Below are 19,264 nucleotides of genomic sequence, written 5' to 3'. Positions count from 1 at the left end.
ACATCATTGATTTTTAACGTATGTTTTTGACAAAAATATAAGTGGTGATAAAAGCTTTGATCACAACGTTTAGACAAAAAAATCCCAACCATTTCATCTGTGTGACAGATAGCATGGTCAGGATGATTTTCTTGGTAACATTTTTATTCAGAAACTGAAGCCAATCGATAAGAAACTGTTCTTCCAAAAGGAAAGACTTGCACATTCTGCAACCGATCAGATTTTAGATAGGCCACTGCTCCTTGGTAAAGTGGCAAAACAGCAGTATCTTCAGCAACCAATTGTTTCTCTAATTCTTTCAATTTCGTCCAGCGGGCACTTGGGTCATTGGCTAAGGTCGTCCGCGCATCGGCAAGACCCTGATCATAACTTTCATTGGCATAGCCTGATGTATTGAGTCCGCCAGTAGAATCATAGAATTCCAGGAAATTGATTGGGTCTGCATAATCTGGTGTCCACGTACCAAAGACCAAATCAAATTCGCCTTTTGATTGCAGATCAAGACGATTTTGCAATGGAACTGATTTCGCATCAATTGTTAGGCCAGGCAAATTCGTTTCCAATTGACCTTGGACAAATTCGATCGTTTTCTTTGCAGCTGCAGTATCAGCCGACAGCAATTCTAAAGTGATTTCATCTTGGCCTATTTCCTCTTTGGCTTCTTCCCATAGTGCTTGTGCTGCCTCTAGATTATAAGGGAGCAAGTCGCCATTTTCTTCACGGAAGTCTTCCCCCGTATCGGGGTCTTTCGCAAAATTACTAGGGACAAAACCATTCAATGCTGTTGATCCATCACCTAGTATGTTCTCAGCAAATGCCTCTTTATCGATGGCTTGCAAAATCGCTTGCCGCACTTTGACATTTCCCGTCACTGCTCTTTTTTGATTGGCACTCAAATAACCAACCAATGCTTTGGGTACATAATTGGCATTGTCTGAACCTTGGTATTGCTGTGCATAGGTATCTGTCAGCGTGGTGTAGTCTAATTCACCTGTTTCAAACAAACTGACGCCCGTCGCAGTTTCTTTGACAACTTGCACATCGATCTCTGTCAGCTGAACATTGTCTGCATCCCAATAATCTGGGTTTTTGGTCAACGTCCAAGATTCATTGGTTCCGTCCCAACCGGAAATCAGAAATGGGCCGTTTCCAACAAAATTATCTGCAGACAATCCGTAGTCTTTGCCTTTTTCTTCGGCAAATGCTTGATTTTTTGGCATGAAAGGCGTACCAACTAACACCTGATTCAAGTAGGTGATCGGACTTTCAAGGGTGAGTTCCAAGGTTTGATCATCCAGGGCTTTTGCCCCTAAATCTGTTACATCTGCTTCCCCTTGTCTCACTTTGCTGCCATTTTTCAACACATCCATCTGATTGCTGCTGCTAGATCCATTGGCTGGATCAGCCACATATTGAAAAGCATAAACAAAATCACTGGCTTTTACTGTATCTCCGTTACTCCACTTTGCATCTCTCAATGTAAAGGTATAAATCAAGCCGTCATCGGAAACTTCTGGTTCTGAAGCGGCAATCGCCAACTCAGGATCACCATTTGCATCCAATCGATAAAGTCCTTCAGTTACTTGACCAATCATATCCGAACTATTGACATCCGTGTATTGTCCACTATCTAAGGTGGACAATTCCCCCGCCGTCGACACTTGGATCACTTGATCGGCACTTGCAGCCGAATCACTTGTTGCGGTATTTGTATCAGTATTTCCTCCGCATGCACTCAATACCAATAAAGCAACGAAAGCAATCCCAAACATTCTTTTTTTCATCTTGATCCCCATCCCCTTTATAAATCATTCACTACATAACGAAAGGCAGCCATTTCCTGTGAAAGTGCGTCATAGGCAAAATCCGGATGCCATTGAACAGCCAGTAAACGCTGGTCTGCTGCTTCAAGCCCTTCAATGATGCCATCGGGACTCCACGCCGTTTGATGCAAGCCTTTTGCCAAGCGATCCACCGCTTGATGATGAAACGAATTGACATGGGTCTTTTGTCCATAAATCCCAGACAAACGACTCTCTGATAACGTTTCAATCAGATGCGTAGGTACTTCCTTGGGCACGGGTGCTTGCATATGCACAATATCGCTGTGGTTACTGATATCTTGCAGCAATGTGCCACCTAATGCCACATTGATCAATTGCATGCCCCGACAGACCGCAAAAATCGGTTTTTGCTGCAGAAGTGCTTGATCGATCAATGCCAATTCAAACTCATCCCGTTGGAGGTAACTAGACAAATTGATGGTCTTTTCTTGGCCATAAAATTTAGGCGACACATCTTGACCACCAGCCAATACCAATTTGTCGATTTGCGCGATATACTCTTTTGCGGCAGCTTTGTCCCCAATCGGTAAAATCATCGGCAATCCGCCAGCATGCTGAATGGCGCGCACATATCCCAACGGTGTATAACTGATAGGCAAATGATGCAATGTTTCCCCCGCATCTAACACTTCGTTGGCCGCAATGCCTATAATTGATTGACCCATAGCTGACACCACCTTTACCTAATAATATAGTCCTTACAAATAAGTATTGCATCTAGTTTAGCTTATTTAAGTGATTTTGTGAAATAAATTTTTGACATTCGTGATAATTAATTACAATCACAAAGCAATGACAGTGCTGTGATTTTGCCTGTAAGTCATAGAAACAAACTGTTTACGCAGTACGAAACAACAGATATAATAGTCATAATATATAAATATAATTTCATTTATAGATAAAAAGGAGAACTGTATGAGAAGTTCAAAAAAGCCACTGAAGCTTTATTTATTCATTTGTATTTGTCTCAGTTATGCTTTGGGGTATTCCTTGAATGCTCAAGCGGCAGTCGTTGGGGATTTGAACATAAAAAATTGGCAGCCTCGCACGATACATGCCATTCAAGAACAGTTGCCAAGCGACACTTATACCATTCAGTGGGGAGATACATTAGAGATGATTTGTCGAGCTGCAGAATTGCCATTGGATCATATCATCGCTTGGAACCAAATTGCGCATCCAGACTTGATCTATCCGCAAGATACGCTCTTTTTGAAAGATCCTAATACCTTTGATTCGAGCGCGCATGGCGACCCAGCAGCTCACTTTTCAAAAGAAACAGCGTCCTCTGGGATCAAGTCAAGTGCAGTCAATCGATTTGAACAGCGGCAATGAAGCTTTCTATCATATCAAAAACACGTACCTATGTTTGTAGCAAACAGGCACGTGTTTTTGATTATAAGAATCGATTGTCTTTCAAAAATTCTAACACTTGATTTTTGAAAGGATCTTGTTCTTTATTTTGTTTTTTATCTGTTGCATTCCCTTTTGTGCTGTCTTCTTGGACTTTGGCCAACACAGGCTCAGGTCGTTCCAACAATTGGAAACTATCGACAATGACTTCTGCACCGCAAAACCGTTGGCCATCTTCTGTCTGATGGGGGCAACTATGCAAATGTCCCGTCACTTTGACGGTTGCATGAATTTGTGTGTATTGCTTGAATGTTTCTGCTTGCTTACCGAAAATCACACATTCAAAAGATTCTGCTTCCTCGGCTGATTGCCAATTTGTTTTGACCATTAATATAAAACGAATGCCGGTTGCGTCCTGACTGGTCACTGATGTCATTTCAGCGATTTTCCCCACCAAGATCACTTGATTTGCTGCCACGTTCATTCCCTCACTCTTGTTTGATATATTGCATTTGGATAATTAGCTCTAGTCTATCATATTCCTAAATAGATGCAATCGCCAAAGACAAATCTCAGCCCATTGTTTGTCTTATTAATTGAAACTTAAGATTTCATCCTGCCTCGGTTGTATCCGCAGTTTCTTCATGATCAAATGTCCAGGTCAGCCCTTGATCCTTGGAGGTGAATACGCCTTTTACGTTTCCGCCTTTGTAATCGCCTGTCGCCCCTTGGTTGACTTTCACTTTCAATACACCGTCTTCTTCATAGGGTGCTTCCGCAACGATAAAGACCTTCTTCAGCTCATCTGACATATCAAATGAAGACTGCAGCCAAGTATTTCCCCCATCTGTCGTTACATACAAATTGGGTTCAGATGGTGTGGTGCCCCCCAAACTCATAAATCCTAGTTTTTCATTGATATAACATGCATCGGTCAACAGACTGCTGACACCTTTGACCACTTGGTGAGAGGTCCATGTTTTACCACCATCAGCCGTCGTATAAGACAGATACCCTTCTTGCCCCATGACCCTGCCGCCAGACAAAAAGATATAGCCAAACCCATCATCGCCAAAAGCAACTTTCCGATAACGGATCGCAGCCGTTTCTTTCTCTAAGATAACATCCTTCCAAGTACTGCCTTGATCTTCTGTGTAAGTATAATAAACGGTTTGCTTGGCGTTGGTATCACTGGCATCGGCCGTACGGATGAAACCCGTTTGATCTGGCGTCAACACATAACTTTGGTCGATCAGCGACTGTTTATCTCCACTATATTCACCACCAAAAAAATCCGATAAAGCATAAGGAAGGATGACTTGACTCTTCCAGCCGTCGTACGTCAATTTAAGTTGATCATTCCCTACCTCGGTTTTATAAGCAATTGTCTGGTTACTGTCTGAATCAGTCGTCATTTGGTTGTTGTCTTCTGTAATGACACTGGCATCGCCTGTGGCAACATTCGTAATTGCTGTATCACCTTGGCTCGTTGTGTCGACCGTGACTTGCCAGCAAATGTCACGAACAGACCCATCATCCGAAACTTTGCCCCAATACGCCACCATTTGATCACGATTGATCGTTGTCGGCCATACCGTAAATTTGACAGTCAAGACACCATCTTCATACGCTGCACCACTGACACTATATGACTCGATCCGCACATCGTCGTCTACTTTTTCTGAAGCAAAAAAACGCATCAAATCATAGAACAAATTGAATCCTTGGGTACTCGGATCATAACTATAGTCACTCTCAAAGGGTAAAAATTGATTAAAATAATCTACATTCTGTTCTTTGATCTTTGCTTGCGCCGTTTCTGTCGTTTGCGTAGTTGCTGTTGCTTCTGTCCGTGAGCTGACAAAACGGCCTAGCGAAAACCCAAGTCCAAACCACACTACAAGTCCGATCACGATCAACGTCAAACCAATGCCTAATGCAATGTGAATGAACGCTGTTTTTCTTTCTTTCATGAAATATCCACCTTTTATTTTCAATAAAAATAGTATAAATCAATGCATCCTTTCTCACAATACATCTTAAGATAGATTAAGAAAACGGGCAAAGAAAGACAAAAAAATGGCCCCTTTACGGTAGCCCTTTATGTGGCAAAGATGATTCGTTTATTCGTTGTTCTCAATATAGGTCTTTTTGCCATTGAAAATATCATAGTCTAATTCTTTTTCATCATGGGCGATGATCATCGCGACGGTCACATCTGGATCAACGTTCAGTAATGTCCGAAACATTCCTGAAAACCAATCGATCCCTGCCAATAAAGCAATACTTTCAGTTGGTAGACCTAGCATCGGCATCACAGTTGCCAATGTCACCAAGCCACCACCAGGTACAACTATCGTGCCCATGCAAGCCAAAGTAGATAAGAGAACGATTTGAATCAAATCACCGATCCCTAAATCAATTGAATAATATTGTGTGAACGTTATAACAGATAAGGATAAGAACATCGATAAGCCATTGCTGTTCAGTGTCATGCCTAATGGAAGGACCAATTTAGCGACTCGATCACTGATTCCTAATTTCTCTCGACTGTCTTCAATGAGAATTGGTAAAGAAACGGCTGATGACGTAGTTGTAAAAGAAACCACTGACATACGGCGCATATTTTTGATCAAACGCCAAATATTGACTTTGCAATAGCATGCAGTAACCATAAACCAAGCAGCCATGAATAGTAATGATGCACTTCCCAGTGTCAAGAGGAAGCGGACCAATGTGCTTAGAATATGATAACCAGACGCACCAACAACCGAAGCTATCAAACAAAAAATCCCGATTGGTGCCACTTTCATGATCAATGTCACCATCTTTAAGATGACATTGTTAAAAGCAATGATCCAGTCAAGAACTATTTGATTGTTCTTTTCCTCTTTGATCAAACTTAGCGCGAGACCAAACAATAATGAGAAGACAATAACTTGTATCATATTCCCGTCAGACATAGCCTCGATAATATTCGAAGGAATGAAATTCAGCAGAACATCTTTTACATTTGTACTGCCAAGAGCCAGTGTTTCTTTTGGCGCATCACTATGCATAATGCTCGCACCTGGCTGCAATAGGAGCCCAAAGATGATTCCTGTGACTGCTGCAAAAATAGTAGAACCGACAAACCAGAAGAAGACTTTCACACCAATCTTGCCTAATTCTTTGGCTGCTAACCCACCAACAGCTTCAATCACTGCACCCATGATCAGAATGACCACAGACATCTGAATCAAGCGTAAGAATAATTCACCAATAATGGCCAAATCGCTGACCGCATCTTGGAAAATAATCCCAATGATGATGCCTAACACTGTGGCGATCATGATTTGGCTGGTCAAACTGAATTTGATGGCTCTTTTCATTTACAGCGCCCCACTTTTCTATTGTGCCTTTTGTTTCGAATTAATGATCAGGAATAGGCATGCGCCAGCCGCCAATAGGATAATCGCGATATAAAAACCCATAACTTTCGATCCGGTTGCATCTGAAATTGACCCCGTCAACGCTGGGGCGATCACTGAAGACATCATCCCGAAAAAGTTGAAAACACCCAATGTTGTCCCTACGCCAACTTGGGGAGCATTCTCACCCAACCAGGAGATAATGATTGGTTCCACAGCCAACTTTCCTAAAAATCCATACAAAATCAGTGCAATCATCAAGAACGTTGCGTTTGTAGCTTGAACCGTGACCAACAACATCAAGGCTGCTAAAATTTCTAAGATAACAATGAATGTGACTTTTTTATGCATATATTTGTCAGCTAAGCGACTGAATAATAGCGCACCTGGAATCGAGGCAAAGGCAACCAAAGAGGAAGAAAATCCGATTGCCACCCCTTGGAAACCACGCTCTGTACCCAAAAAATTCGGCAACCAAGTCACAGTCATATAATAGGCATAGCAGGTGGCAAAATATAAAACATACGTAAACAGCATTTTTAACGAAAATAATGTCGACAAGGAAACTTTTTCTTTTGGTTTGTCATGTGTATCTGCAACACTTTCTTCTCTGGGCTGAAAAGCAACATCATCTTTGTTGCTGCGAATCACAAGACCAAAAGCCACTGTCATACAAAGGATCAAGAAGGTAGATAGATACATCATCGTTTGCCATGGCAATTCCATCTGAATGACTAAAAAACTAGATAAAATCATCCCAAATCCTGAACCAACTGCCGACCCGCTATTCACGATCGCAGTTGAAAAACTTTTCTTATCTTTAGGAATATTTTGTGATGTCAACGAGTATGCAGAACCGTAGAAGGAACCACAACCAATCCCTGCTAAAAAACTACCTGTGTAAATCATCGTGATCGATGCAGCTTGTGAAATCAAAAAAGCCGCAAGAGCAAATACAACAAATCCTGGTATCAAGACTTTCTTCTTTCCGATTTTATCTACCAAAAATCCAGCAGGGATTTGCATGATCACATACCCTAAGAAATAAAAACTAGCAATCGATCCTAGTGCTGTGTCTGAAATATTTCCACCTAACGATTCATTGATTTGCGGATAGATTGGTGATAACGCTGAACGGTAAATCCAAATCGTGACCCAACCTGAACATAAAAGAATGATGATTTGTTTCCAGTAAGCAAAACCACTTCGTTCTTTATTGATTTCCATTTTTTTTCCCTCCAACATTTACGCTAATAAGTTTGTGCACTAAACAATTGGTAAGCGCTTCAATATACTGTTATTTTACATTTTTATCTCGAATCATTCATTTGTCATTTTTCACAAAGGACAAATTATTCTTGTGCAGAAGTGCCAATTTATTTCTTTGCTCCTTGATAAAATGCCAATGCCGCCGGTACTGCTCGACCTGCATGAATGGGTGCACGATGATAGAGCATTGCGCCCTCAAGTGCCGACAGTACGTGAAGAATATTTTCTTTGCGGCTACTATACCCCATATTGCCAATACGCCAAATTTTTCCTTTTAGATCACCGAATGAACTCGCGATTTCGACACCAAAAGATACCAGCATTTCTTCTCTTATCAGCTCCCCATCAATCCCCTCAGGAATACATACTGGTGTCACTGTCGACATCTTCGTTTCTGGCGCACCATAAATAGACAATCCCATGGCTTTGAGTCCGGCTAATAATGCTGCTTCGTTGATTGCATGGCGCTGATACACATGTGTTAACCCTTCTTGCAACAACACTCTTAATCCTTCATGCAATGCATAAATCATTGTCGTTGCCTCGGTGTGATGATTGATCCTTTCGGCATTCCAATAACGCTGCAACTGACTCAAATCTAAATAATTACTCGCAATATGCCGGTTGTTGCGGTCTGTTTTGCTTAGCCCCAATTCTTTTTGGTACCGGGCATCAAGAACCTCTTGCACCCGATGATTGTACGTCACCAACGCGAGTCCCGAAGGTACACTCAGACATTTTTGCGTACCGGCAATCGCGATATCGACACACCAGTCATCGACTGCTAGCTGGACACCCCCGTATGTTGCCACCATATCCACCACAAAGAAAAGATCGTTGCTACGACAATAGCTGCCAATATCAGCTAATGGCTGCATTTGTCCATTGGCTGTTTCTCCATGGACCATAGCAACGATCTTTGGTTCAAAATCTTTGATTGCAGCAATCACTGCTTCGGGTTCAAAGGGTGCCGTCCAATCTTTTTCCAGATAACGAACCTCAGCGCGTGCCCGCTCGCAGATTTCGCCAAGGAGATAGGCAAAACGACCATAAGCCGGGATGAGTACTCTATCTCCTGGTTCAATCAAAGCAATCAGCGCAGCTTCTAAACCTGCTCGTGATGTACCATCAATGGCAAATGCTTCTTTGTTTTCAGTACCAAAAGGCTGCTTGATCATTTCTTTGACTTCATCCATGATCGTTAAGAAAGCTGGATCAAACTGTCCCAATATGCGACGAGTCATAGCCTGCAAAACGACTGGATGTGCTTCGACTGGACCTGGGGTCATGATCGTCCTTTGTGGAATCACTAATTCATTCATTCGTATACTTCGCCTCGTTTCGTATTCTATTCATTTAATCATCTTGTCAACGCTTCCAAAGATGTTGTACAATAGTTCTAACAATGCATGTCTTTTTGTGCAATTTGTTCAATACATAAGGGAGCTTTTTTATGAAAACACTCGCTGATTTACTCGATGTCGCCCGTTTTTCCGATCTAAAGCTGTTGACACCAATTTTGACAGCCAATCGCCTGGTTGAAAGTATTGAAATTACTGAAACCCCCGATATTGCACACTATATACCTGAAGAAACGTTTATCTTAACCACTGCGATGGTGTATCAACACAAGCAAGAGGCGCTTTGTCGTTTGATTGATTCTCTCATAGCTAAAAACGCGGCTGGACTCGGAATCAAAATCGGCAGATTTTTAGATGAGATCGATCCTAGGGTCGTTGCCTACGCTTCAGCGCAAGGGTTCCCCCTCGTTGAGGTCCCAGCAACAATGCCGTTAGGTCGGTTGATGCATCAACTACTTAATTTGATTTGGCATACCAAAACTGAACAATTGAGTTACGCTTTAGATATTCAAAAAAGATTTTCTGCTTCTTTAATGAAAGATGTGAGTATTGCTCGTTTTATCGCTGATTTTGGACAAATGGTCAACACACCCATTATTTTATTGAATCCTTTTAAGAAAGTGATCGCGCATTCCAAGCATTTCACGCGGATGTCCAAACCCGCTGAATACTACGTCCAGCAACTCACGCAAACCAATGGTGTCTTTACTGGAGAAAAAAGTGGCGCGATCCCCATTACTGATTTGCATGAAAAAACATCTCAAATTTCATATTATGCAATCGAAACTTCAACGTATTTCCCTTACTATTTGGTCATCTTGAACCCAGAAGCAATTCCATATCCGGTCTCCGAATTCGCTCTAGAACAAGCGGCCTTGGTTTTGTCTTTTATGCTGTATAAAAATCAGAAAATCCAAGAGTCTTTAGAAGATATCAAAAGTGATTTTTGGACAAGAATGATCGAATACCAGCAATCTACCAAACAACAGCCAAAAGAATGGCTGGAATTGGGTAAAGCCCATGGGCTTGTCAAAGCGCGTCATTATCGTGTCATCTATGGTGTGTGCCAAACGAGCCAAGTCACACAAGAGAAAATCAAATATCAGAAAGAAGAAAGTGCATTGGCTTATACTTGGTTTACCGAGCATTTGCCTTATCGCATCAAAGATGTCTGTCTCTTTCAACTAAATGACACCAATCACTTCGTCATTTTAACGCAGCATAAATGTGATGCTTTAGCTGATTACTTGATAGAAACTGCGGATGAATTGGCTGCTTGCTTGCCTTTTAACATCGCTTTTGGTGTGGGCAGTGTGTATGAAAGCATTGATGACATAGCCAGCTCATTTATCGAAGCCAAAACAGCTTATGAAGAGCGCAAAGGACAACGTGATACATCGACAGTCTCCTTTTACCATCAAAAAGGCATGCGGAGTTTGTTTGAAAAAATGACGCCCGAGGACATTCATTATTTTTGCCGGACAACACTCAAAGAATTAGCTTTTCCTGATGAAGATAGCATGGTTGAATTAAGAAAAACCCTCTCTTATTACTTGGATTTCCAATGTGAGATCACCCGAACAGCTAAATCTCTTTTTGTTCATCGCAATACGATCAAATACCGAATTGAGCAGTGTCAAAAGCTGTTGGGAAAAAACGTACATGACCCGGCAGTCAGCCTTGATTTACGTTTGGCTTTAGCCTTATCAGAGGAAGGCTACGCGTAATCTGATTTGACACATTAGCCGGAAATTCGTGTGCCTGCCTTGCCTAGCAATGCTTGGTCTGCCTCTTCCAAGGAGCAAATGATTGCTGTTTTCCCTTGTTCAGCAAATGCAATCGCAGCTTCCATTTTTGGCCCCATACTGCCTTCGGCAAAGTGGCCTGCATCAAAATACGATTGGGCTTCTTCCACAGAAAGCCCAGTCAATTTTTGCTGTTGCGGCGTGCCATAATGAATATACACATTGCTGACATCTGTCAGCATCATAAAGACATCCGCGTCCACTTGTTCTGCCAACTTCTTCCCTGTTCGGTCTTTGTCGATAACGGCTTCGATTCCGCGTAACCCTTCTCCTTGTTTCACAACAGGGATACCGCCACCGCCACCAGCAATTACAATGGTATTTTGATTCAATAAATGAACCATTGCTTCTACACCATGAATAGCCAGTGGTTGGGGAGATGGAACGACCCGACGATAACCCCGTCCAGCATCTTCGACCATGACCCAGGCTTTTTCTTCGGCGATTTGATCTGCTTCTTCCTTGGTATAAAAAAGACCAATCGGCTTTGTTGGTTGTTGAAAAGCCGGATCTTCTTGATTTACTTCAACTTGAGTCAATAATGTGACGACGTTACTGGTCAACGCCTGTTGCTCAATTTTATTTTTGATACTTTGCTCCATTAAATACCCGATAAACCCTTGGGTCTCCGCATTGCAGACATCTAAAGGAAACGGTGGTACGATCGCTTTGGCTTCCTCATTTTGTCGCAAAATATTGCCTACTTGCGGACCATTTCCATGGGTCACCACGATTTGATGATCCAATTGTTCAATTTTGGCAATTTGTTCCGCACTTAACTGAATGTTTGCCAATTGTGTCTCTACCGTTGCCTCTTGATTTGGTTTTAAGATTGCATTGCCCCCTAAGGCGATCACTACACGTTTTGCCATTTTTATCCCTCACATTTCATTGTTTGATTGGAAACAGGCTTCGCATAACCCCTGCCAAAAAATCGGCGCCAGAAGTGTGGCCTGTTAAAAGTATTGATTTCAAGACAATTTCAGTGGTCTGCTGATCCCGACAGCGACCAATTTGTGCATACGTTTGACTAAAATTTCCATCGATTGCTTGCAACAGATAATGCAGACTCACATCTGTAGTTAAATCCTTGACGGTGGTCAGTTTACGTTTCAAATAAGCCGCTAGTCGCAAATTTTGACGCTGGGTCAAGCAGCTTGCCACTAAATAGCCAAGCAGCATATCATCACCCGTTGGTGTCAACCCTATCCCTCTGCCGATTAAAAAATCGATTGCTAGACGTTGCTGATAAAAAGAGCTGCTATGCAAATCATCAACGGCTTGATAAAAAGGATTGCGACTGGTGAAGACTTGGTGCAATGGTTCCTGAAATCCTGTTACGTTTTCTATCTGTTGGATGACGAACGAAAGACATTGCAGGTTCAATACCTGCTTAGGGACCGCCAAAGACGTCACAAATGCGTTGGCATGTTGAAAGGACAGTGCCGTTTTTGGAAAATACAGTATCCGCTGCTGCAAAATAATCTGGGTCCCTACCTTTAATTCGCTTTTGAGGGATACGAAATCCTCGTAGGAAACTACTATGCCATGAGGCACTTCTGCTGGTTGAAAGGTCAGCATCATCAATTGTTTGCTGCGAAAATCTTGCAAATTGATACTTCTTTTGAAGACACTATGCACATGAAGCAAGCCATTCACAAAGGTTTGTGTAAATAATTGCGCATCTGCCCTTTCCACATGCAACATCGATTTTGCCTCCCTATATTTCTTTTGTTATCTACTCCGTTGGCTACTCCTCGGAAAAGCCTAATTTATGCGCATAAGCTAGAATCGCCTTTTCAAAACAATCGATTGGCGGTGTCACTGTTCCAGCACCAATTTGTCCACGACCTGCTTGCTTGTTGGCAATTCCCGTATTGATCACTGGCAAGATCCCTGTTTCAACTACTTTTCGCGCATCGATCCCTAAACAGATGCCTTGGAAATCCCACGTTGGGACAGGAAAATTGGGATTCGTATCGATGCAAATCTCTTGCATCTCATTGCTGGTTTTCAAAGCATCATGAAAGCCGCCTGAACCAACGAAACGGGTAACTGCAGGTGCCGCGATCATAGCCATTCCCCCAACACCAAACGTTTCGGTAATCGCACTATCTCCCATATCTGGCGCTGCATCTGCTTCACTAAATCCGGAGAAATAGAGCCCTTTCGGTGTGTTGACTGGACCAGTAAACCATTCATCGCCCATGCCAGCGATCCGAATGCCAAATTCATGGCCATTGCGGCACATCGCTGTCACTACTGTACCCGCTTGGATTTTGCGTGCACCATCCAGCACTGCTTTTGCAGAAGCCATCATGATATTTAGGAAAAACTGATCCGTGTCCGCAAGGAATTGGATGACTTCTTCTTTTTCTCTTTCAAAACCATTCAACGATACGATTGTCGGTGCAAGCTCTTTCAAAAAAGCCAAGGATGCGGCAATATTTCGTTGATGGAATTCATCGCCCATGGCAATTGCCTTGGCCACCAATACATTGACATTGATCCCGTCTGTTTTGGTTTTTAAAGCTGCACTTAAAACTGGAGCTAAGGTATTTTTCATCCAGTGCAGCCGATCGATGACTTCCTGTGAATACGCACCGAAGCGTAATACAGCGCCAATTCCTTCATTCATCGTACAGTAGGCCCGATTGCCATCTGTGGTATTTTCAACCACTAATACTGGCATATGTGCAGACGTTATGCCGCCCATTGGGCCAACTGCTTGTACATGATGACAAGGAAGCAACGTCACTTCACCAGATTCAAGTAAACGCCGTACCTCTGCTTCTGTCTCTCCCCAACCTTCAAATAAACCAGCCCCCACACAGGCGCCTTGGATTGGATCGATCATTTGGTCATAACGAATAGGGGGGCCTGCATGCAATAATACCTTCCCTTCGACTAATTCGGGAATGACACTTTTTGCTGGAACGACATCAACCAAAAAAGGCGAGCCGGCGATGATTTTTGCGATAACAGCTTGATTTGCTTCTTCAATTGTCTGGTACAAAAGTTTTCCTCCTACTCTTTTAATGACACTTGGTTTAAAAAACGCAACGCTTTTTGCAATGTGATATTTCCACCAGCAATCGGTTGCCAATCATATTGGATCACGTGTCCTTTGTGGGCGCGAATGGCTTCACCAAAACTACGTAGGCCAACATTGATAAAGACATCATTCGCCAATAATGCCAACGTTTTTGCTGAAGGTTGTGGCAGATCTGTCTTGTGGTCAGTCTGTTTTGTTACTATTTTTCTAGTGATTGGCGGCAAAGGATAACCTAATAATTGCAACGCTTTTTTGACTGCTTGCGCATTGCTTTGACATAAAACCACCCCTGCTTCTTCTAAAATCGCTGCCTGAGCAGACGCATCTTGCGGGTCTAGTTCTGTCCCTACGATCGTTGCAATGACTACCAACGCACGATTTGAATCCATTGCTTGTGCTTTCAACTCTTTGATCGTTGGCGCCAATTCACTAGCCATATCTTTATGAGAACCATAGCCAAGAACAATATCTAATAAGATGATTGCTGTTTGTGGATCTGATCCTGCTTTGCGCAATAACTCTTTGCGCTTGGTTGGATCAATCATTGGATGGGGTTTTCCTTGTGTATACATGTCATCCCCTAAATCAATAATTTGATGTCCACCCGCATTTAAAATAAAGCCATCTTCGTGATCATTTGGTACTGAAAGGTTTAATCCAGCTTCAATCAACATCGCTGCTTCATATGCCAATGTCCCACCAGAATAAAAGCCTTTGATCTGCTGTTGTTCCGTTGAAAAAGTGATGGTTGACTCAGGCTCATCTGACTGTGCCAACTGAATATTTTCATGCCGTAGTAATTGAACCGCTATTTGTGCTGCTTCTTCTAATGTATAGGCGCGATAGAGGTTTTCTTCATGGTCGGTAGGCGCTTCACCTAAGAAAATCGTGACCGCGGGCTTCCTACTGTTCCGCAGCAAATGCAAGACTTGATCTCGCACAGCCGGTGCAGGCGGCTTCGAAATCACCACGATTACTTCTGTATCCGGATCGTTTTCTAAGGCCAGAATACTATCTTGCATGGTGATACCGCCTACAGCTTCATTCAAATCTCGACCACCAGTACCAATCGCTTGTGTGACCCCTTCCCCAAATTTGTGGATAAGAGTAGTCACCTCTTGGATCCCTGTCCCAGAAGCACCTACAACACCGATTTTCCCTTTGCGGATCGCATTGGTAAAGGCAACAGGAATACCATTTATAATCCCTGTACCACAGTCTGGCCCCATCAAAAGCAATCCTTTTTTATGTGCCATTTTTTTTAACCTTGCTTCATCTGCCAACGATACATTGTCGCTAAAACAAAAAACATGTTTGTCCGCAGCAAGCGCGGTTTCAATTTCATTGGCTGCCATCGTTCCAGGGACAGAGAGCACAACGACATCGGCATCAGCCCCCATAGACAACGCTTTATCCCAGGTTTTGACACTTTCCGGTCCTTCGTCTGCATCCGTTTTGCTTTGATCATTTAAAAAACGCTCGATTTCGACCATAACAGTCTCAATGACGGATTGATCTTGCATGTCTAAAACCAGCACCATATCATTTGAAGTGGCGGCTGCCATATCATCTGTACACAATCCACTCGTTTTAAAAATATCTTTATTTGCAGGTGTACCCATCATCACTGATGCGTTCTTGATCCCTTGAAGTGTTAACAATTGATTGGTCAACAGCATCAGAACGATTGAATCTTGATAATTGTTTTTTTGAATCACTGTGTGTAGCATGGGGTTCCTCACTTTCCTGATCCTGATTGGGCGAAAGCATCTGCGCCAGAATATTGATTGAAATGAATCGTATCGCTTTGCAGATAGGCATAGATATTTTTTTCGATAGGAATACCTTCCGCCATATACTTGTCATAATGTAATTGATTGATTTCTCCAGGATAATAGACTTTCTGAAAGCCATCCGCTGGCGGTGTTGCATGCAACTCTTCAACCATTGTTTCGACCGACGCTTTAAACCCATCGATATCTGTAAATCGTTGTGGATCAATCAACAAAATAAATTGACCTAAATCACGGCCTTTCGTCAAGTCATGATACATAGACGATACATGTTTGCCGAAAGGAAGGCCCAACAGCATGCCCGACAAAATATCCACCATCATCATCAAACCAAACCCTTTAGGCCCTGAGATTGGCAGCAAGCCATGCACATGATGAGGATTTGTCGTTGGCTGCCCATCCGCATCGACTGCCCATGTATTCGGAATTTCCTGATTTTTGGAACGGGCATCCAGTACTTTCCCCCATGCTTGGACCGTAGTTGCCATATCAAATACCACGGGTTCGCCATTTTTCCGTGGTGCAGCAAAGGCAATCGGATTGGTGCCAAAGTAATTTTCTTTACCGCCAAATGGTACAACCATCGGATCTGATTGACACATGGATAAAGCAATCAAATCTGCTTGGGCAGCTTTCTTCACGTAGTAAGACAAGGCTCCACTATGACTAGTTTGTCGTACACCCACGGCAGCGATTCCTGATTTCTTTGCCAGTTTGATCGCATAATTCGTAGCTTCTAATACAACTACTTGCCCAGGGCCGTTTTGTCCGTGGACGATCCCGCTGCTTGGGCCGGTTTCCTCAAATGTGATGTCCGAATCTGTATTCATGCCGCCTTTAGCGATTCGTTCCGCATAATAATCAACCCGAACTGCACCATGGGAGTGAATGCCGCTGGCATCAGCGAAGACCAAATGTTCTGCAACGATTTGTGCTTGAGCAGCTGTGAGCCCGGCGGCTGATAGTTTTTTTTGAATCAATTGTTCAAGCTCTTGAGACTGAACGATAACCGTTTCTGCCATACTGTTCTACTCCTTCTTAAATTTCCGGATCGCGATTGCAATCTTTCGAATAAATATATGCTAAAGGTTCATCTCGCCCCACACCATAAGCTGCTTGTTGGACATAGGCACTCATAAAAATATAGTCCCCTTTTTCAACTGGGAACCATTGATTGTCCAAGTTATACATCCCTTTACCAGAAAGCAGGTAAGCACCATGTTCTTGATAATGCGTCTCGATATACCCATGACTGGCTCCTGGTTCAAAAGATAAAATATGCATATTCATATCAAAGCCAAGGTCTTTGGGTAGAAAATCCCATAACAAGACATCTTCCATATCTTCGTAATGGATGGGTGTTAATTCAGAGACATGGCCAGTAACTTTATATGCTTCATGTCCAAGAATTGGTTGATAGCGTTTCTTGTATAGAAAAATCTCGGTCGCATCATCTTGCAAATTTTCCATATACATCTTCTCGCCAGCTGGTAAATAGATATAGCCACCGGTTCGCAAATGATGACTTTCTTTGCCATCGCTTACCGATAAATGGCCATCGATCACATATAAAAATGTTTCTACGCCAGGGCCGCCAAAACCCAATGTATTCTTCCCCTCTTTTTTAAAGGAAATCAAATAGTCGACAAAATTAGCCCCTAGTTTCTGCGAGCCTAAAATAGAGCATTCACATTCTTCGAAACCAGGAATCACATTGTTCACTAATCCATCATGAGGTAAAATCGCATAGTTATTTTTCTTAATTATGGCTCTTGATTGAAGAAGTCCTTCTAAGTAGCCAGTATGATTGTTTTTGTATCCCATTAAATCTCCTGCTTTCTAACATTTTATTCTTTATAAGCGAGCGCATATAAAGCGTCTGCCAATACTTCTACACCAGCAGTCAAATCAGCAAGGTCTGTGGATTCTGCTGGATTATGACTGATACCTTCAATACTAGGTACAAATAACATAGCAGTTGGAAAATGTGGTGCGATGATTTGCGAATCATGTCCGGCACCACTATGCATAACCTTGTATCTCTTTCCTGATGCTTTCACGGCTCTTTCCAGTGTACCAACGATCTCTTCGTTCATTGGTACTGGTCGTTCATCCATCCACAGATCCATTTCTACAGTTAGCCCGTGGTCAGCCGCAATTTCCTTGATCCAAGCTTCAGCATCTGCAGTGAAAGCATCCAATACCTCACCATCGGTATGACGGCAATCCATCGTGAACAGCACTTCCCCTGGTACGACATTTACTGTATTAGGTTTGGGTTCAACTTTTCCAAAGGTCACGACCAAAGGATCACCCAAAGCCAAACCACGTTCAATGACTGTTTTGCAGATATCGGCAAAACCATAGACCGCATCATGCCGATACCCCATTGGTGTCGTTCCCGCATGGTTGGCCTGACCTTTCAAGACAAAGGTATAGCGCTTTTGCCCGGCAATATTATTGACAACGCCTATTTGTAATTGCTCTTTTTCTAAGACACTGCCTTGCTCAATATGGATTTCAACAAATGCTTTGATATCCTGACGTACGGCTTCCGCAGGTGCCTTAAAATCGAATCCTTGCCGTTGCATTTCTGCTACAAATGATCGACCTTCAAAGTCAGTAATATCTTGAACATCTTCTACTTTGGCTTCACCGACTAAGTTCTTGCTCCCCCAAAACACTGTAGGAAAGCGACTGCCTTCTTCTTCAGCCATAGAAATCACTTCAATTGTACGCAATGGTTGTCCATATGTTTCTTTCAGATATTTGATAGCCAATACCGCAGCAGCTACACCGTACTGACCGTCTAATGTACCTCCATTGACTACGGTATCAATATGCGATCCTGATAAAATCGTTTCCTCTGGATACTTGCTGCCAATCAAGCGCCCAAATAAATTGCCGACTGCATCAAATCGCGTGTCTAACCCGTTGTCTTTTAATTGTTTCTCTACGAATAACTGTGCCTCTTTCCATGAATCGGTATAAAGTAAGCGTGTCATCCCGCCTGTGGGATCAGCCCCTATGTTTGATAGGTCATCGATGAGTGCTGCTGTTTCTCTTTTCAGATTCATTATATGTCCCTCCTTTGATTGATACGCCTATTGTAAGCGCTCAAACAAAACGTATCATTGTTCAATAGTGATAAAAGTATTGTCTTTTTTGTTCACTTTGATATTTAACTCAACACAGGCAGAAGTCGCCCATCCTCTATAGGTGGGTGATGAATGCCGTTCGGTATGATGGTTACCGTTGGTAGCTCGAAAACCGACAATTAGGGCATATTGCCTTTTATTTTTTTCTTATGTTATAATCAGTCTATATAAGAAATGAGCTGATATAACATGGAATTAGATACAAATAATCATTCA

The 19,264-nt window shown here is 42.6% G+C and carries 16 protein-coding genes; 2 read left to right on the top strand and 14 right to left on the bottom strand.

What is annotated here, in order from left to right; genetic code table 11:
- Positions 1-143 precede the first annotated feature (143 nt).
- Positions 144-1,784, bottom strand: a complete 1,641-nt coding sequence (locus AEQ18_RS08975; protein ID WP_054116005.1) for a peptide ABC transporter substrate-binding protein — start codon at positions 1,782-1,784, stop codon at positions 144-146.
- Between the two features lie 17 nt (positions 1,785-1,801).
- Positions 1,802-2,509 carry a gamma-glutamyl-gamma-aminobutyrate hydrolase family protein gene (locus AEQ18_RS08970; RefSeq protein ID WP_054116004.1) on the bottom strand — a complete coding sequence of 236 codons (708 nt, stop codon included), beginning with the start codon at positions 2,507-2,509 and terminating at the stop codon, positions 1,802-1,804.
- Between the two features lie 250 nt (positions 2,510-2,759).
- Here AEQ18_RS08970 and AEQ18_RS08965 point away from each other — a divergent pair, with 250 nt between their 5' ends.
- Positions 2,760-3,179, top strand: coding sequence for a LysM peptidoglycan-binding domain-containing protein (locus AEQ18_RS08965; protein ID WP_054116003.1), 420 nt, complete (start codon positions 2,760-2,762; stop codon positions 3,177-3,179).
- 61 nt (positions 3,180-3,240) lie between these two features.
- Here AEQ18_RS08965 and AEQ18_RS08960 read toward each other — a convergent pair whose 3' ends face one another.
- From AEQ18_RS08960 to AEQ18_RS08940, 5 genes are all read right to left on the bottom strand, one after another.
- Positions 3,241-3,681 (bottom strand): single-stranded DNA-binding protein, encoded by a 441-nt coding sequence (locus AEQ18_RS08960; protein WP_054116002.1) that lies wholly within the window; start codon positions 3,679-3,681, stop codon positions 3,241-3,243.
- A 127-nt stretch (positions 3,682-3,808) separates the two neighbouring features.
- Complete coding sequence (locus tag AEQ18_RS08955; protein WP_054116001.1) at positions 3,809-5,170, bottom strand: WD40/YVTN/BNR-like repeat-containing protein; 1,362 nt, start codon at positions 5,168-5,170, stop codon at positions 3,809-3,811.
- Positions 5,171-5,320: 150 nt separating this feature from the next.
- Entirely contained in the window at positions 5,321-6,568 is a 1,248-nt protein-coding gene (locus AEQ18_RS08950) for a dicarboxylate/amino acid:cation symporter (protein WP_054116000.1), read from the bottom strand.
- 18 nt (positions 6,569-6,586) lie between these two features.
- Entirely contained in the window at positions 6,587-7,834 is a 1,248-nt protein-coding gene (locus AEQ18_RS08945; RefSeq protein WP_082348639.1) for an MFS transporter, read from the bottom strand.
- Between the two features lie 149 nt (positions 7,835-7,983).
- Positions 7,984-9,198 (bottom strand): pyridoxal-phosphate-dependent aminotransferase family protein, encoded by a 1,215-nt coding sequence (locus AEQ18_RS08940; protein ID WP_054115998.1) that lies wholly within the window; start codon positions 9,196-9,198, stop codon positions 7,984-7,986.
- Positions 9,199-9,329: 131 nt separating this feature from the next.
- On the opposite strand from AEQ18_RS08940, the gene AEQ18_RS08935 reads away from it, so the two are divergent.
- Entirely contained in the window at positions 9,330-10,964 is a 1,635-nt protein-coding gene (locus AEQ18_RS08935) for a PucR family transcriptional regulator (protein ID WP_054115997.1), read from the top strand.
- A gap of 14 nt (positions 10,965-10,978) precedes the next feature.
- Here the strand turns inward: AEQ18_RS08935 and arcC are convergent, their stop codons facing one another.
- From arcC to allC, 7 genes are read right to left on the bottom strand one after another with little or no spacing between them, the layout of a single operon-like run.
- Positions 10,979-11,914, bottom strand: a complete 936-nt coding sequence (gene arcC, locus AEQ18_RS08930) for a carbamate kinase (protein ID WP_054115996.1) — start codon at positions 11,912-11,914, stop codon at positions 10,979-10,981.
- A 16-nt stretch (positions 11,915-11,930) separates the two neighbouring features.
- Positions 11,931-12,749: a DUF2877 domain-containing protein gene (locus AEQ18_RS08925; RefSeq protein ID WP_054115995.1), complete on the bottom strand. Its 819-nt coding sequence runs from the start codon at positions 12,747-12,749 to the stop codon at positions 11,931-11,933.
- A gap of 43 nt (positions 12,750-12,792) precedes the next feature.
- On the bottom strand, positions 12,793-14,058 hold the full coding sequence (locus AEQ18_RS08920) for a DUF1116 domain-containing protein (RefSeq protein WP_054115994.1): 1,266 nt from the start codon (positions 14,056-14,058) through the stop codon (positions 12,793-12,795).
- An 11-nt stretch (positions 14,059-14,069) separates the two neighbouring features.
- Entirely contained in the window at positions 14,070-15,827 is a 1,758-nt protein-coding gene (gene fdrA / locus AEQ18_RS08915; RefSeq protein ID WP_054115993.1) for an acyl-CoA synthetase FdrA, read from the bottom strand.
- 8 nt (positions 15,828-15,835) lie between these two features.
- Complete coding sequence (gene allD / locus AEQ18_RS08910; protein WP_054115992.1) at positions 15,836-16,912, bottom strand: ureidoglycolate dehydrogenase; 1,077 nt, start codon at positions 16,910-16,912, stop codon at positions 15,836-15,838.
- Positions 16,913-16,928: 16 nt separating this feature from the next.
- Complete coding sequence (gene allE, locus AEQ18_RS08905) at positions 16,929-17,714, bottom strand: (S)-ureidoglycine aminohydrolase (protein WP_054115991.1); 786 nt, start codon at positions 17,712-17,714, stop codon at positions 16,929-16,931.
- Between the two features lie 23 nt (positions 17,715-17,737).
- The gene (gene allC / locus AEQ18_RS08900; protein ID WP_054115990.1) at positions 17,738-18,967 is read right to left on the bottom strand and encodes an allantoate deiminase; all 1,230 of its coding nucleotides are present in this window, start codon (positions 18,965-18,967) and stop codon (positions 17,738-17,740) included.
- Positions 18,968-19,264: the final 297 nt, after the last annotated feature.

The sequence above is a fragment of the Enterococcus sp. RIT-PI-f genome, from assembly GCF_001297065.1.
Classification (GTDB): domain Bacteria; phylum Bacillota; class Bacilli; order Lactobacillales; family Enterococcaceae; genus Enterococcus_D.
The sequence above is the reverse complement of the archived record's forward strand: the minus strand, read 5'-3'. Positions and strand labels throughout refer to the sequence as shown.

Bases quoted from the DNA above. Each gene is read 5' to 3' on its own strand.
- AEQ18_RS08975 (WP_054116005.1), bottom strand. From the start codon at position 1,784: ATGAAAAAAAGAATGTTTGGGATTGCTTTCGTTGCTTTATTGGTATTG.
- AEQ18_RS08970 (WP_054116004.1), bottom strand. From the start codon at position 2,509: ATGGGTCAATCAATTATAGGCATTGCGGCCAACGAAGTGTTAGATGCG.
- AEQ18_RS08965 (WP_054116003.1), top strand. From the start codon at position 2,760: ATGAGAAGTTCAAAAAAGCCACTGAAGCTTTATTTATTCATTTGTATT.
- AEQ18_RS08960 (WP_054116002.1), bottom strand. From the start codon at position 3,681: ATGAACGTGGCAGCAAATCAAGTGATCTTGGTGGGGAAAATCGCTGAA.
- AEQ18_RS08955 (WP_054116001.1), bottom strand. From the start codon at position 5,170: ATGAAAGAAAGAAAAACAGCGTTCATTCACATTGCATTAGGCATTGGT.
- AEQ18_RS08950 (WP_054116000.1), bottom strand. From the start codon at position 6,568: ATGAAAAGAGCCATCAAATTCAGTTTGACCAGCCAAATCATGATCGCC.
- AEQ18_RS08945 (WP_082348639.1), bottom strand. From the start codon at position 7,834: ATGGAAATCAATAAAGAACGAAGTGGTTTTGCTTACTGGAAACAAATC.
- AEQ18_RS08940 (WP_054115998.1), bottom strand. From the start codon at position 9,198: ATGAATGAATTAGTGATTCCACAAAGGACGATCATGACCCCAGGTCCA.
- AEQ18_RS08935 (WP_054115997.1), top strand. From the start codon at position 9,330: ATGAAAACACTCGCTGATTTACTCGATGTCGCCCGTTTTTCCGATCTA.
- arcC (WP_054115996.1), bottom strand. From the start codon at position 11,914: ATGGCAAAACGTGTAGTGATCGCCTTAGGGGGCAATGCAATCTTAAAA.
- AEQ18_RS08925 (WP_054115995.1), bottom strand. From the start codon at position 12,749: ATGTTGCATGTGGAAAGGGCAGATGCGCAATTATTTACACAAACCTTT.
- fdrA (WP_054115993.1), bottom strand. From the start codon at position 15,827: ATGCTACACACAGTGATTCAAAAAAACAATTATCAAGATTCAATCGTT.
- allD (WP_054115992.1), bottom strand. From the start codon at position 16,912: ATGGCAGAAACGGTTATCGTTCAGTCTCAAGAGCTTGAACAATTGATT.
- allE (WP_054115991.1), bottom strand. From the start codon at position 17,714: ATGGGATACAAAAACAATCATACTGGCTACTTAGAAGGACTTCTTCAA.
- allC (WP_054115990.1), bottom strand. From the start codon at position 18,967: ATGAATCTGAAAAGAGAAACAGCAGCACTCATCGATGACCTATCAAAC.